This is a genomic window from Bacteroides cellulosilyticus (assembly GCF_020091405.1).
Classification (GTDB): Bacteria; Bacteroidota; Bacteroidia; order Bacteroidales; family Bacteroidaceae; genus Bacteroides.
This window is the reverse complement of the sequence record NZ_CP081903.1, coordinates 1,655,293-1,670,985: the sequence shown is the minus strand read 5'-3', so window position 1 is coordinate 1,670,985 and position 15,693 is coordinate 1,655,293. Positions and strand designations below refer to the sequence as shown.

7 protein-coding genes are annotated in these 15,693 nt (G+C 40.2%); 3 read left to right on the top strand and 4 right to left on the bottom strand.

Annotated elements, in window-relative coordinates:
- Window positions 1–6: 6 nt before the first annotated feature.
- From K6V21_RS05740 to K6V21_RS05725, 4 genes are all read right to left on the bottom strand, one after another.
- On the bottom strand, window positions 7–2,004 hold the full coding sequence (locus tag K6V21_RS05740) for a RagB/SusD family nutrient uptake outer membrane protein (RefSeq protein ID WP_224321190.1): 1,998 nt from the start codon (window positions 2,002–2,004) through the stop codon (window positions 7–9).
- Between the two features lie 15 nt (window positions 2,005–2,019).
- On the bottom strand, window positions 2,020–5,103 hold the full coding sequence (locus K6V21_RS05735) for a SusC/RagA family TonB-linked outer membrane protein (protein WP_224321189.1): 3,084 nt from the start codon (window positions 5,101–5,103) through the stop codon (window positions 2,020–2,022).
- A gap of 28 nt (window positions 5,104–5,131) precedes the next feature.
- Window positions 5,132–6,460, bottom strand: a complete 1,329-nt coding sequence (locus tag K6V21_RS05730) for an IPT/TIG domain-containing protein (protein ID WP_224321188.1) — start codon at window positions 6,458–6,460, stop codon at window positions 5,132–5,134.
- A 367-nt stretch (window positions 6,461–6,827) separates the two neighbouring features.
- A complete protein-coding gene (locus K6V21_RS05725) occupies window positions 6,828–10,694 on the bottom strand; it encodes a hybrid sensor histidine kinase/response regulator transcription factor (protein ID WP_224321187.1) in 3,867 nt (1,288 codons plus the stop codon).
- A gap of 109 nt (window positions 10,695–10,803) precedes the next feature.
- Here K6V21_RS05725 and K6V21_RS05720 point away from each other — a divergent pair, with 109 nt between their 5' ends.
- From K6V21_RS05720 to K6V21_RS05710, 3 genes are all read left to right on the top strand, one after another.
- On the top strand, window positions 10,804–12,483 hold the full coding sequence (locus tag K6V21_RS05720) for a SulP family inorganic anion transporter (protein WP_224321186.1): 1,680 nt from the start codon (window positions 10,804–10,806) through the stop codon (window positions 12,481–12,483).
- Between the two features lie 258 nt (window positions 12,484–12,741).
- Window positions 12,742–14,769: a histidine kinase gene (locus K6V21_RS05715; protein WP_224321185.1), complete on the top strand. Its 2,028-nt coding sequence runs from the start codon at window positions 12,742–12,744 to the stop codon at window positions 14,767–14,769.
- Between the two features lie 4 nt (window positions 14,770–14,773).
- On the top strand, window positions 14,774–15,535 hold the full coding sequence (locus tag K6V21_RS05710) for a LytR/AlgR family response regulator transcription factor (protein WP_224321184.1): 762 nt from the start codon (window positions 14,774–14,776) through the stop codon (window positions 15,533–15,535).
- Window positions 15,536–15,693: the final 158 nt, after the last annotated feature.

The window sequence follows — 15,693 nt, the reverse complement described above, 5'->3', positions numbered from 1 at the left end:
TTCATTTTAATTCCATCCTGGGTTCTGTACCAACTTACCGTTCTTTCTCAGCACATTTCTGTCAAGCGGCCACAGATACATCTTGTTGGAAAACATACGTTTCATGGTTTTTTCTGTATTCCAGATTCTTTCTGTATAGAACTGTTCGCGTTGTGATTCGCGAGCACTTACATCCAATCCTCTGATGGGTTTGTTGTAAGCGTCATAGGCATCTTTCCAACGGCGCAAATCCCAATAACGATGACTTTCGAAAGCAAACTCAATCAACCTTTCATGCTTAATTAGTTCACGCATCCTGCTTTGGTCGGCTGCATCGGCAGTTGTGATTCCCGGTTGACCGGCACGATAACGAATCTGATTGAAATATTTCACCATTTGATCCACATCACGAGTAACCGTCACCTGCCCATCTTCGTCCGTATACGAACCTTCCATTTCGTTCATCGCTTCTACATACCCCAACAATACTTCGGCATAGCGGAATATCGGATAAGTCTTCGCTTTTACCACTCCATTCCAAAAGATACAATCATCCTGATGCACATATTTCCGGCAGGTATATCCGGTCCTGGTTCTGTTATCATTATTATTCATATCAGATGCACTACCTCCGTAGTAATAGTCGGTAACATAGTTTCTGGTACCTGCTGACAAACCGTCACGGTGGGAAGTTGTAGGCCAGATACAAGCATTGAAACCAATAGCCGCATAAAAACGCGGTTCGCGACCATCATCACGATGAGCTCTGTTTCCGGAAAGAAGATAATCTGACGAGAATGTTTTATCTTGTCCCACTGCCTGCCATGATTTTTCCGCCTGAGTAGCTTCACTAAACGGTCTACCGTCAGCCATCCGGTATTCATCAATCATATCTAAAGTAACACTAAATGAAGATATTCCCCCCAATTTGGAAGGTGTCACAAGAATATAGTTTCCATTATTTTTTGAAAAATAGATGTATTCTTTAACCAACTCAGGCTGGTAAGTACCATCAAACAGCGTCTTGTATGACTTATAGGGGTCTATACCTCCGGCTCCATCAGGGAAGTCGGCATCAGATACCGTCTCGGGAAGAGGCAATGTGCCTGTACCCTTTTCATTCACTATTTTGGATACAGTATGAATGGCATACTTATTCATATCAATAATCCGCTTGAACGTGGCGGCAGCTTTTCCCCACTTAACCTTGTCTTCCGTCTGGGCAATGAAATTCCTCCCCTCTGAGTCTTTCCAATCGGAATAGTAACTGTTACCATTGAAAAGGGGGCTGGCAGCATAGAGCTGCATACGAGCCTTGAACGCCAAAGCAGCACCCTTGGTAGGTATATACTGCAATGCATCTATACGACTTGCAGGCAGCAATTTAGCTGCTTCTTCAAAGTCGGCACAGATTTTCTCTACACACTCATCGTAAGTGGAACGCTCGAATGAAACTGACGCTACATCTTCGTCCGTATCGAAAGGACGGTCGGGAAGTACAACCACAGGCCCGTACAATCTTACCAAATAGAAATAGAAGTAAGCCCGCAGAAAATAAGCCCTTCCCTTGAAATCACGCATTTCCATCTCGGTAAGCTCCTGGTTTTTGGATATATTCTCCAATACGATGTTGGCCTTACGGATTCCTTTATAGCACCCGGGCCACGGATTAAACCATGAGTTCGTTTCTTTCACTTCATCATAAAGTATAGCATTTCCATTCGTTACGAACGGAACGATTGCTTCATCTGAGCCCAATCCACTGGGCAATGTAGAAGACCATCCCCAACCATTCATAAGTATTGATTCATCGGGAAGCAGTGCAGCCGCTCCATTGATATACTCTTCCGTTCTGGAGCGGGAAAGGAAAATGGAGTCCAGCGTGGTCTGATCGTACACATATTTGTCAATGTCCAAGTATTTTTCGCACGAACCGAACATAATGCTTGAGACCAAAATAACGGTTATTGCGGCTATTCTGCCGAGAAAACCGAATTCTCTTTTATAATTTCCAAATTTTATCATAATTGTCAGGTTATATTAGAATGAAAGATTAAGCTGTAAAGTATACACTCGCTGGACAGGATAGACTGTTCCATTATCTCCCGCTTGTGCAGGATCCAGCATCTTCTCTTTAGACCAAACTGCCAAATTGTCTCCAATCACACTAATTACTGCTTTCTGGAGACCAAACTTTTTCAGGAATTGGTTCTTGAGTGTATAAGAGACTTGCACATTCTTCAGACGCAAGTAACTACCATCAGACAACCAAAAAGAAGATGATTGACTATTATTACTGCTACCTCCATAATAAAGACGAGGGTACTTGGCGTTCGGATTCTCGGTGGCAGGGTTGCCTGAGATCTCACGTGAAATCCATCGGTTTGCCGGGTTGGCAAAATCTGTAATCACATTACCGGCTGTACTACCCGAGAATGGCTGATACATATTTCCACCTTTAAAATAAGTCACGCGGCTTACCCCCTCGAACAGGACACTTACATTGAAGTTCTTCCAGTTAAACTCTGTGGCAAATCCATACTGTATCTGAGGCACATAAGAATACTTCAAAGGTACAATATCATCCCAATTGACAATGCCATCGCCATTGACATCCTTATACTTGATGTCACCCGGCAAGTAATTGCCAAAATCCTGACGAGGACTATTATCTATATCTGCCTGGTCTTTAAACAAGCCCAAAGCTATCAAGCCTCGGTTAACTCCACTTTGATATCCTACGGCTGATTGGTAATCGTATTTCTTAAGGTCTTCCTCGAAATTGGTGATTTTGTTCATGGACTGTGTATAGTTGGCACGTACAATCAGGTATTTGTCATTGTCACCCAAAGGTTGCGTATATGAGATATGTCCATCCATACCCCAGCTCTTCATTTCACCCACATTGGCCCAAGGCAATGACGGAAGTCCCATCTCTTCCGGTACACTCTGGCGTTGCTGATAAATACCGGAACGTATATCCTGGAAGAAATCGACTGTCATCTCAAAACGTTCGTGGAAGAAACGTGCATCAATACCGATGTTAGCTTTCTTGGCCTTTTCCCAGCGCAGGTTGCTGGAACCTACTTGCGTTTCGGTCAAACCGGAACCGTTATTCCAACTGCCGGAACCTGTGTAACCAATCAAAGTAAGATAGGGAAAACGTACCGAGTCGTCCCAAGTGAGGCGGTCGTTACCTACTATACCATACGAAGCCCTGATTTTGAAATAATTGATAAAATTGTTCTTATTACGCCAGAAGCGATATTGCGTGGGAGCCCAACCTATAGAAACAGCAGGGAACCAACCAAATTTCTTACCTTTCTCAAAAGCCTCCGAACCGGTGTAACCCATATTAAATTCGGCCATATAAGTATCATCATACGAATAAGAGAAACGGCTTGAGTAACTATTATATCGTTTAGGGATAGCAGTCAGCAATTTATTATATTTCGATGCTTCATAATCGCTCCATTCGGCCTTCACCAAAGCACCCACCTTATGTACCTTATTAAATGTCTGGTCGTAATTCAGTCGGAAATCCCAATAAATTCTACGCTCAGTGTCATTCCAATTTGTATAATAGGGCTCCACTGCATCAGATATTTTCTCCAAATCGAGTGTTCCATCACGTTTATAACCATGAGCATAATAAATGGCCGGCATTTTTTCGCGAACTTGGGTTCTCGCACCTATCGAATTAATGTTGACCAATCCTGCAATACTCAGTCCGGGAGTTATCATCTTCAAATCCTGATTGAGCTGCATCGTGATTTTATTATCATTGGAATAGAACTTGCGATAACCCGTCATATTCAACAATACATACGGACTAATATTCGATTTATCAGTGCCATATCCAGGTGCCTGCCCTGTGGTGTACATCAACGGTACTGTCACCGGAGTCAGATTGGATTGTGCCTGCCACAATACCCTACTGTCGTTTCCATATCCCGGATAATTCTGAGTAACAATCACACTCTCTTCATTCAGCGAAAGCGTAGTGGTGGAAGTGACATTCACATCCACATTAGCACGGAAATTGAACTTGTTGTAGTTTACGTTCGTATTGTATTTGTTTACCCCTTTATCTTGTTTAAAGATGGCATCTTTTGTCGTAAAACCGGCACTGATGTAATAGCGAGCTACTTCACCACCTCCCGACGCACTCAGGAAGTATTGCTGGTTCCAGGTATAATCTCTCAAGATAACATCCCTCCAATCCACATCCGGATGAAAATCAGGGTCCATGTGGTTCCCGAACAAATCCACATCCACATCGGAATAGACAGGAATACGTCCACGTGTCACGGCAGCTTCGTTGGCGAGTGCCGCATATTCCGCAGCACGTACATATTTGGGCATTCGAGGAGAATAAGAGATACCGGCATTTGCCTTTACCTGCAAATTCAGTTTTCCGGCTTTACCCTTCTTGGTACTTACCAATACCACACCGTTGGCACCACGTACACCGTAAACCGCCGTAGAAGAGGCATCCTTCAAGATAGAGAAACTCTCAATGTCTTCGGGATCAAGCGTATTCAAGTTGCCTTCGACACCGTCAATCAACACCAAAGCTCCCTGTCCGGCACCAAAGGTACTGATACCACGTACCCAGAACTCGGAGAAATCCTTGCCCGGCTCTCCACTACGTGTAACGGAAATGATGCCCGGAACGCGTCCGCCCAACATGTTGCTTATGGAAGTGGCAGGAGTTTTCAGCGTAGCCACCTCAACTCCGGTAATGGCACCTGTCACATTAATCTTCTTCTGTACCTTACCCGATGCCGTAATCACAACCTCGTCCATTACATTCGAACTCTCCTTCAACACTACGCGCATGCGCTCGTTGCTCTTGTTCATTTTTATCTCCTGAGGATCATACCCCACATAGGATATGACCAACGTATGCCCGGCTTTGATACCCCCTATCTTGAAACGACCGTCAATATCCGTAATAGCACCCATAGAAGGAACTTCCTTTACAGAAATCGATACTCCGATTAAGAGTTCGCCTTTCTCGTCCATAACCGAACCAGAAGCTACCACAGTCTGTTGCGCATAGGCCAAACTCATAGAGCTTACCCATGCCATGAGAAACAGTAATATATGTTTAATCTTCATCTTGATTCATTTTATATGATTTCTACTTTTATTCAATTGTCATTTTCCGGATTGCATTTGAAGATCGTTCACAAATGAAGAAGTTCTCCTCCGAATCCAAAGCAATATCCACTGGATTATCAAACATTGCATCCGTAGGGAATCCGTTTAGTCTTCCTGACCGATCGGGAACTCCCGCTACCAAAGAAACAAGCCTTCCTTTGATTTTCACAATGCAATGGCTCGCTTTGCAACATACATAGAGTTCACCGTAACTATTCACCGCCATTCCGCAAGGTTGTTTCAATACGGCATCCGTCAATCGATCCCCAAAAGTTGTATTCAACCATCCCGGTTGGAAGCCGGCATAGCGTTCCACTTGCCATGCACCCGAAGTATCTTTCCATATCTTCAGAATGCCATTATTCTCAGGATAAGAGGCAAAAAAGCACTTATCATATTTACTGTAAGTCAGATAATGTTCCCACTGACCGAGATTCACTCCATTAAAAGCCGGGTAATCTGATGGAGTAACTAATTTTGTATAACTTTTATCTGTCAAATCCACTTCATAAAGACCATCATCGGACATTGCATACACATAGCGGTCATCCTCGGCATAAGTCAATACCCCCACGCAACTGTTTGAAGAAGGTATTTTGAGACCAAGAGAGTTTATAGTCCATCCATCCCCACGGGTGGCTGTGTATAACTCACCTCCATCACGAGGCATGATGCTCACTTTTTCTCTTGAATTATCAACTGCAACAGAACCCATAAAACCAATAGAAGTCAGACGCATCACCATATTATCCTCTAATGACACAAAATAAGTACGATCGCCCCATACTCCTGCATAGAAAATGAAATTATCACTCTTTTGTCCTGCAACAGCTACAATTCCTGAAGAATCATCCATTCGGAATTCATCTATTTTACAATCATTTGACGATGTCCAGGTATTTTCACCAAATTTTCCCAATATTGTTTTCACAGATTGAGTCTGATAGTACTTAAACTTCACATTATCAGATGTATACCTTTTGCCATCCACTTCCAATGTTATCTCGTTATAGCCGGGAAACTGCTTGGGGATAAGCCCATACAGTTCATTTCCGTTGTTGTTTACGATAACAGCTTCCTTGTCGGCAAAGAAAACTTTGACTTTTCTGGTCGTGTCAACCGGAAAGTTTCCTTTGATAATAAAAGAATCGTTGATTCTTCCCCAGTCGGGTGACATGGATTTTAACTCAATAGGCTTGCTCGAATCATAATAGCTGCCTATTTCAGGCCATTTCTCAATTACTTCTTCGCCATTGCAACTTGCGAACAAAATACTTAAGAAAAGAAAAACAAAATAAAGCTTGTTGTTCTTCATAATATATAAGTAATGGGGTTCTATGTTTTTTATTCATAACGGCAGCCATTGACACCAGCCCCCCTTTAAATGTCAAAGCCACATGAAATTCATTACAGATTACCGAAAGTGATATGCATCACTACGGTTATCTCTGATTTTACAGTCTTTACATAATAGCTGACTTAACCGTCATCATCATACATACATTTCATAAGATTAACTTGATTAGATTTAACATAACAATAACTCCATCAATATACATTCCGTACATTGATGCACAAAGCTACAGAAGTGTACCCAATACACTTTTAGATATTAGATATATAATTTTAGATATTAGATATTCTAACTAATAAATAATAAAAAAGAGGAAAAAAGAAGTAAATCACACCTCTGTAGGAGACTTACCAAAGTACTTTTTAAATACTGTACTAAAATAACTGATACTAGAATAACCACAAAGTTCGCTAACTTCTGTGATAGTGTATTTATGAGATTGGAGTAATTCTAAAGCTCGGTTTAAACGAATGGATTTAATAAAGTCAATAGGTGATTGACCTGTCAATGCTTTTATTTTTTTATATAATAGTGAACCGCTCACATGCATTTCCATAGCAAAGCTTTCTTTGTCAAAATCCAAATTTTGCATATTATTATGAATCACCTCCACGGCTTTTTTCACAAACTGATCATTAAGCTCATTCGCCAGAATAACCTGTTGCTCATCATTCTCCGGTTTTATCAATTTCAAAGCTCTCTCTCTGACAATTTCCCTGTTTCGCATAAGGGACTTTATCCGTTGCTCCAAAAGTGAGATATCAAAAGGTTTTGTGATATAATCCTCTGCCCCCAGACCTAAACCTTCCAACTGGTCACTTTTATCACAAAGTGAAGTTAACAGGATTACCGGAATATGCGAAGTTTCAAAAGTAGATTTGATCAATTTACATAACTCAAACCCATCCATATCAGGCATCATCACATCCGAAATAATCAATTCGGGAGATTCCTTCTGAAGCAATTCCCATGCTTCATTGCCATTGCCAGCCTCTAAAATGTAATATTGATTTTCAAAAGAACACTTCAGGAAGTTCCGCAAATCTTTATTATCATCTACGATTAATATAGATTTCCTCTTTCCGGATCTATCATCTTCCTGTTTATATTCCGACTGATCAGACAGACCATCGGCAGATGTTATATTGCCCGGTTCTTCATGTTCAACAGGTGCAACCTCAACCACTTCTTTATAAGGGATGTTTATTTTGAATAAAGAACCTTCATTCTCCTTACTTTCAAGTGAGACTTTTCCCTCATGCATCAAAACGTAATTCTTCACCAATAACAGGCCTATCCCGGAACCTACCATGCGTGAATTAACCTTATTATCTCCTCTATAAAACTCTTTGAACAGCTTCTTTTGAGCATTATCCGAGATACCCAATCCATAATCTCTCACCTCCAAGCTCCAATAGTACTCATTACAATTCAATGTAAGCTCCACCCTACCATTCGTATGGGAATATTTGATTGCATTAGATATCAAATTATCAACGACCTTCTCTATTTTCAATTCATCGACAGCTGACATATAAGATTCCCTGTTAGAGACAAACTCCAATATAACATTCTTTTTTCCCGCTGTAGACTTGAACATTGTTTTCCGCCTATATACCAAATTAACAACATCAACCATTACCAAAAACAGTTGTCCTTTCCCCATATCTACTTTCTGGAAATCCAGAAGTTGGGTTGCAACATTAGATAAACGTTCAGACTGTTCCATAGCCAGATTCAGATAATAATGTCCTTTCTCTGACAATTCTTCCTCTTTATTCAATTCCTGAATAGGTGCATTTATCAGCGTTATCGATGTACGAAGATCATGAGCGGTATTTGTGAAAAAACGAATCTTATCTTCGGCATGGCGCTGTTTTAAACGATTTATATAGAATTTAAGCACAAAGAAAGTAGTACTCATTATAATAATGAATATCACCAGGCGAAACCACCACGTCTGCCAGTAAAGTGGAATAACGTGTATATCCAATGTACGTTCATCGACTATCTGAGAAAGTGAATTATTATACATTCTTACTTTAAGCCGGAAATTTCCATTAGGAATATTGGTATAAGTAATTATTTGCTGACTGGAAGGATGTGACCACTCCGCATCAAGCCCTTCCATTTTCCATGAAAATTTTATTTCTTTGGAAGAAACACCAATAGGCAATACCTCAAGCGTCAGAGTATTCTGATCATATTTGAATGAAATATCTGTTTGCTTATTTACCGGGATTCCACGCAACAAATCCTGATTTTCTCTGATAGAACTGCCGGAAATATTGATATTCTGGAAATAAATCTGCCCGTTGAGCTGGGTATGATATAATTTATCAGGATTAAACATTACTGCCCCATTATTTGTACCCCACATCAACTCACCATTGCGTAATTTGCAGCTGGCATTCACATTGAACGAAGCACTGGAAAGAGCTAAAGTAGAATAATAAGTATGCACCGTGCTGTCGGCAGGATTATAACGACACAAACCATTTTCCGTACCTAACCATAAATACCCATTATCATACATGACACTGTTAACATAATTAGATGGCAATCCGGATTCCACTGTTATTTTATGAGTTTCACGATTCGTGTAATTATAGTGTAGCAATCCGTCTCCGGAAGTAGCCACCCAAATATCATCCTCCATTACTAAAAGATCTTGTGCAAGGCATTCCGGTAAAAAAGTGATTTTCCCCGTTTCTTTGTCTAACAAAAGCACAGAATAAGTACAAGCCAGCAACATTTTTCCCGGAGAAAACTCCATAAACGTACGCATGGGCTGTGCACCATACGTATGAAAACGTTTTTCTTTCGTTAAATAACATATTACATCTTGGATACCTCCAATCCAGATATCACCCTCGCTATCCTTATATATATTCATTATAAATTTACCATCAGACTTCAAATCCGATGTATTCCGTGGATAATGAACCAATTCTTTTCCAGTATTCCGATCTAAAACATAAAATCCGGATGAGAACGAACCCGCCCAAATGTTTCCTTCATCATCTTCACATAAAGCCAGAAAGACCTGTGCCTGTTCCTGTTTATTCTGATAATAAGTATCCCATTCATTAGTGGCTACTCTCCACCTGCTTATCCCATTATTCGTAGCAAACCAGATATCTCCTTTGCTATCTTCCAGTATCTTGTTTACATTATCATTCCCTAAAGAATTCGGATTATTAACCTGATGGGTAATTTGATTAATTAAAGGAGATTTCCAGTCGAAGAAAGAAAGTCCGCCAGTATAGGTAGTGACCCACACTCTCTGCTTACCATCGCAATAAATATCATAAACTCCATCCCCGCGAAGAGAGAAAGGATTATCAATATCTTCTTTCAGAATGTTCAGAACCGTTTTTTTATCCTTATCCAATTCCCATACTCCCTGTCCGTCAATCCCAACCAATAATGTCGAATCAGAACTTTCCGTTATCACTCCGATTGGCTGCTTTGGAAAATCAGAAAATGGCAATAACGATTTTTTTTGCATATCCAGATAAAAAAGACCGTCAGTAGAAGTTCCTATCCATAAAACCTCTCCTTTATTATCATAAAAAAGACTGCTTATCTGAAAAGTATTATTTATTTCACATACACTTTTTCGCTCCAATGTATTCATATTCAGCAAACCAATGCTATCCTGATACGTTACAAGTAAGTGTGTCTGATCATAAGGTGCTATGCTCTGTGTCATAGTTTGTTTCTCACCTATTTGAGTAAACATTCCATTTTTATATTTGCACAATCCTCCGGAAGTAGGAATCCAGAGAGCCTGTTCATCATCAATAATGACTTTGCCTACACTTAAAAAAGTATTATTGAAAGATATTCTGAGATCCAGAAATAAATCAAACCGGTCATACAGTTCATTATAATGAAAGAATTGCCCATTATTCGTATATGCTATTAAAAACGAGTTATTATAGGCCAGCTTGACATTTATGATATTGGCAGTTTTATAAGGAAGCTGATAAATGCGATAATCACTTTCCGTAATTCTCAATATACCCGTTTTAGAAGAAGCCCAAATAAAGCCATTCTCATCTTTGCAGACAGAAGCCATTTCCCGCATGGAAATTCCATACATCGTATTAATATTATAAAACTTCACATCTGAAGCATATATATTAAAAATAGAAAGAAAAAGAAAGAATATAAGCAGCCGTGATTTCATAATATTACTGTTAGATGCTGCAAATATAATATATTTGAAAGCAACCAACCAATATATGCATTATTTTGTCTAATTTTGCACCTCGTTTCACAAAAAGTACAGATTATTTATGAAAGCGTTCGAATTCAGACCAAAGCTATTCACGGCTTTGAAGAACTACTCGAAAGAATTATTCATGGCAGACCTGATGGCCGGTATCATAGTAGGTATCGTTGCTCTCCCGCTTGCTATTGCATTTGGTATTGCATCCGGTGTATCACCCGAGAAAGGTATTATCACGGCAATCATTGCTGGATTCATTATCTCCATGTTGGGAGGTAGCAAAGTACAGATCGGTGGTCCTACAGGAGCTTTTATCGTTATTATTTATGGCATTATCCAGCAATACGGAGAAGCGGGATTGATTGTAGCCACGCTAATGGCGGGAGTCATTCTTATTCTGTTAGGGATATTCAAGTTGGGTGCTGTAATCAAGTTTATACCCTATCCTATCATCGTGGGATTTACCAGTGGTATTGCTGTCACTATCTTCACTACGCAGATAGCTGATATCTTCGGACTTAGTTTCGGTGGTGAAAAAGTTCCCGGAGATTTTGTCGGGAAATGGATGATCTATTTCCAGCATTTCGATACCATCAACTGGTGGAACACAATTGTCAGCATTGTAAGTATTGCAATTATTGCCATAACCCCGAAATTCTCAAAGAAGATACCGGGATCTCTGATTGCTATCATTGTAGTAACGGTAGCGGTATATCTGATGAAGACTTATGCCGGAATTAATTGTATAGATACCATTGGCGACCGCTTCAGTATCAAAGCGGAACTGCCGGACGCAGTGATGCCTTCACTAAACTGGGAGGCTATTCAGGACTTATTCCCTGTAGCCATTACCATTGCAGTATTAGGAGCCATCGAATCGCTGCTTTCCGCTACGGTAGCGGATGGTGTTATTGGCGATAAGCATGATTCAAATACGGAATTGATAGCACAAGGAGCTGCCAACCTAATAACACCCCTGTTTGGTGGTATTCCTGCCACCGGTGCTATTGCACGTACAATGGCTAATATAAACAATGGTGGTAAAACCCCTGTTGCAGGTATGGTACATGCAGTGGTGCTTTTGCTTATCCTTCTGTTCCTTATGCCGCTGGCACAATATATTCCGATGGCTTGTCTGGCAGGTGTATTGGTGATTGTCTCTTATAACATGAGTGGTTGGCGCACATTCAAGGCACTGCTGAAGAATCCGAAATCAGACGTCACCGTATTGCTGATCACTTTCTTCCTGACAGTTATTTTCGACTTAACCATCGCTATTGAAGTGGGTCTTGTCATAGCTTGTGTACTCTTCATGCATCGTGTTATGGAAACCACTGAAATTTCTGTTATTAAAGATGAGATTAATCTGAATGAAGAATCTAACAGTAAAGAAGATGAAGAAAACCTGTCTATCCCTAAAGGTGTGGAAGTATATGAAATAAACGGCCCTTACTTCTTTGGTATTGCCACCAAGTTCGAGGAAATCATGTCCAGACTGGGTGATCGCCCCGAAGTGCGCATTATCCGTATGAGAAAAGTACCCTTCATCGATTCCACAGGTATTCACAACCTGACTAATCTTTGCCAAATGGCGCAACGGGAGAAGACAACAATCGTACTTTCCGGTGTGAATGAAAAGGTGCACAAAACGTTGGAAAAATCCGGCTTCTATGAACTGCTGGGTGAAAAGAATATCTGCCCGAATATCAATGTGGCATTGGAAAGAGCAAAATCACTTCTAGCATAACTTTCTCCTCAGATTTTATCAACATATTAACGTTTCACAAATATGCGTAGTCTCATATATTTGTGGAACGTTTTTTCATTCAAAAAATAAGCATATTCTATCTTTGAAAAACAGGACATAAATAACAACCAAATAAACTCATTTTTCGACCAGATAAGCATATAAACTACTATATTACACCCTATTCTTATTACAAAATCTTTACCAAGCCCCTAAAAAAGGTTATATTTGTTCCCTAAAAGCAAAACAACAAAGACGATGGGAATGGACAAATACGGCAGAATAGTCATATATATTATTATATCTCTATTTTCATTACTGGCATGTAACTCACAAAAAGATGGGAAAAGAGTGCGAAGTGAGATCGATGCTTTACTAATCAGTAAGTTCGATTCGATATACACTTATCCGGAAAAGATGAAAACATGCTTCAGAGAAGCACAAAAAAAGACATCTGACAGTGCAGCTTACTATAAATTGGAACTTTTTGCCGGATATTGCCTTTATCTTCAGGGATATCCGGACAGTGCTCTGCACATCAATCAAAAGGTTCTGACTTTCTGCAAACAACACCCCGAAACATCCGCCTTAGAGGGCATGTGCTGGAATCATCGTTCTTCACTACTACAGGGAATGAACCAACGAGATTCTTCCATAGCTTGCCTCCACCATGCCTACAATGCCACGTATCGTTCACACGACCGCCTGGAGCTGGAAAATATATGTATAAACCTAGCTGACGCATACCGCCAGAAAGGAGAGCTTGTCCAAGCTTCCAAATATTACAGAAAAGCATTATGGGTGGTAGACTCGCTGAAATCCGAATATGTCAAATTCAGCATTTACATGGGGCTTGCACAGACTTATGCTGACCTGCATAACTTCACACTGGCACACCGTTACTTTGACTTGGCCGAACAAGTACCCGAACAACGCCTGGAGTATGAGAACTATCATTTTCTGAATTCAAAAGGAAACTGTCTTTACTATGAAGAAAAGTACGCAGAGGCCTTACCCTATTTTCAGCAAGCCTATCAGGTAGTAAAACCGTTCAACCAACCTTCATTTAACGCATTGGTAGAAGCCAATTTAGGGGAGATTTACATGTTACTGGGAAAGCATGACTCAGCCCATTATTATCTGGATAAATCCTGTTCCGTATTAATGAATGACTCCACTGCCAATGAGGAAGTCTTATTCTATCTGAACAGCCTTCAAGGAGCTTTAGCGTTGCGCGAAAATAAACTGGAGGCAGCCAACCGTTATCTTTCCAAACCTTACAGCCCACAGCGTATCGGCCCCTCCTACATCTATCTGCACAACAAACGCCTGATGGAGTATTATGCCCAAAAGAAAGACTTTGAAAAGGCTTATAACTACAAAAACATAGTAGAACAATATGATGACTCCATGAGAAATATACGGAATATCAATAATATCAACGAGATAGATTACCGCTACAGCCAGGACACCACCCTATTGAAAAAAGATATCCTTATCAGCAACGATAAAACCCGACTGTCTCGCCAGCAGAATGCAATCATGTTTTTTGTAGGATTGTTAGTCATATCCATTTTGCTGGCAATATTAATCTTCATCTATATCCGGCGGAAAAACGAGCAGAGATATAACCGCCAAATGGCATTAGCCACACAACTACGTATGGAGAATATAAGAAACCGCATATCACCGCACTACGTATTCAATGTGCTAAATGCAGTGATGCCGACATTTAAGCAATATTCGGAATTGGCACAACCACTCCAGCTGCTTATACAAGTATTGCGTGGAAACCTATTGGCATCTGAAAAAATAGCTGTCGAACTTCAGGAAGAGATAGAACTGGTGAAAAACTACATCGCCCTCCGCAAAGAAACCAATCCGGATAAGATACGCATTGAATGGGAAATTGACAGACAAGTTCCCTTGCAAACTCTCATTCCATCCATGTGTATACAGATTCCGGTAGAGAATGCACTGAAATATGCATTCGGAGAGGAATGTGAACAAGAAAATATACTTTCCATACAAATTTCAAATGAAATCAAAAATCTATCCATATACATCCAGGATAACGGCAGTGGATATGATCCGGGAAAACATGCCGACTCAAAACGAGGGACAGGAAATGGATTGAAAGTTTTGTTCCGTACCATAGAGCTATTAAATAGCAAGAATTCTGAGAAAATCATATTCGATATCCAGAATATAGCTACATCCTCCACCTCCCAGCATGGTACTTTGGTGACAATGGTTGTCCCTTTCAATTATCAATTCAATATTTAAAATAATGGCAAATACTATTAAAACTATCATTGTTGACGACGAAATCAACTCTATCCAAAATTTAGAGGATGATTTGAAAACCTATCCTGAAATAGAAATTCTGGACACGTTCACCTCTTCACAGAAAGCAAAGAAAAGCATCATACAATATCAACCGGACTTGCTGTTTCTTGACGTGGAAATGCCATATATCAACGGCATCGAACTCTTACAGGAGATACGCCCGTATGTGCGCAATAATATGCGTGTCATATTCTATAGCGCTTTTGACAAGTATATGCTCGATGCATTACGAGCTTCTGCCTTTGACTATCTGCTGAAGCCTTATCAGACAAACGAACTCAAACAAATTGTAGAAAGAATCAAGCGGGAAAAGAGCAACAACTCCATCAATTTTGACCAAGCCATGCGTCAGTTATTAAGTAACGATTGCAAATTCGCTGTTCAAACCATCAGCCGCTTGTTACTTCTGAGACGGTCCGAAATACTGTTTTTTCAATATTCGGATGAAACCCGCTGTTGGCAAATGACCCTGACCAATATGGAACAATACAGATTGCGGCTCAGTACCAAGGCGAAGGATATATTGAACTTCTGCCCTTCTTTCATCCGGGTGAATACGAATTACATTCTGAACATTGATTATCTTTCTTCTGTAGAGAACAATACACTGCGCTGCATACTTTATGCTCCATTCAATCATCTGGAGATTTCGGCAAGCAGACGCCATTACAGCAAAATAAAGGAAGCATTGAACTTCCTGTAAAAAAATACCGTACAAACATTTTTTTGAACCAGTTAAGCGTAGTTGTTAAAGACTTGAACTGATTTCCTCCAAAGCCCTCTTTTCTGTTAATTTATATTCATCTAAATTTGCTTACAGAAAAGAAGGCGTTTTTTATTTTGTCCGTTCAGCACACAAAA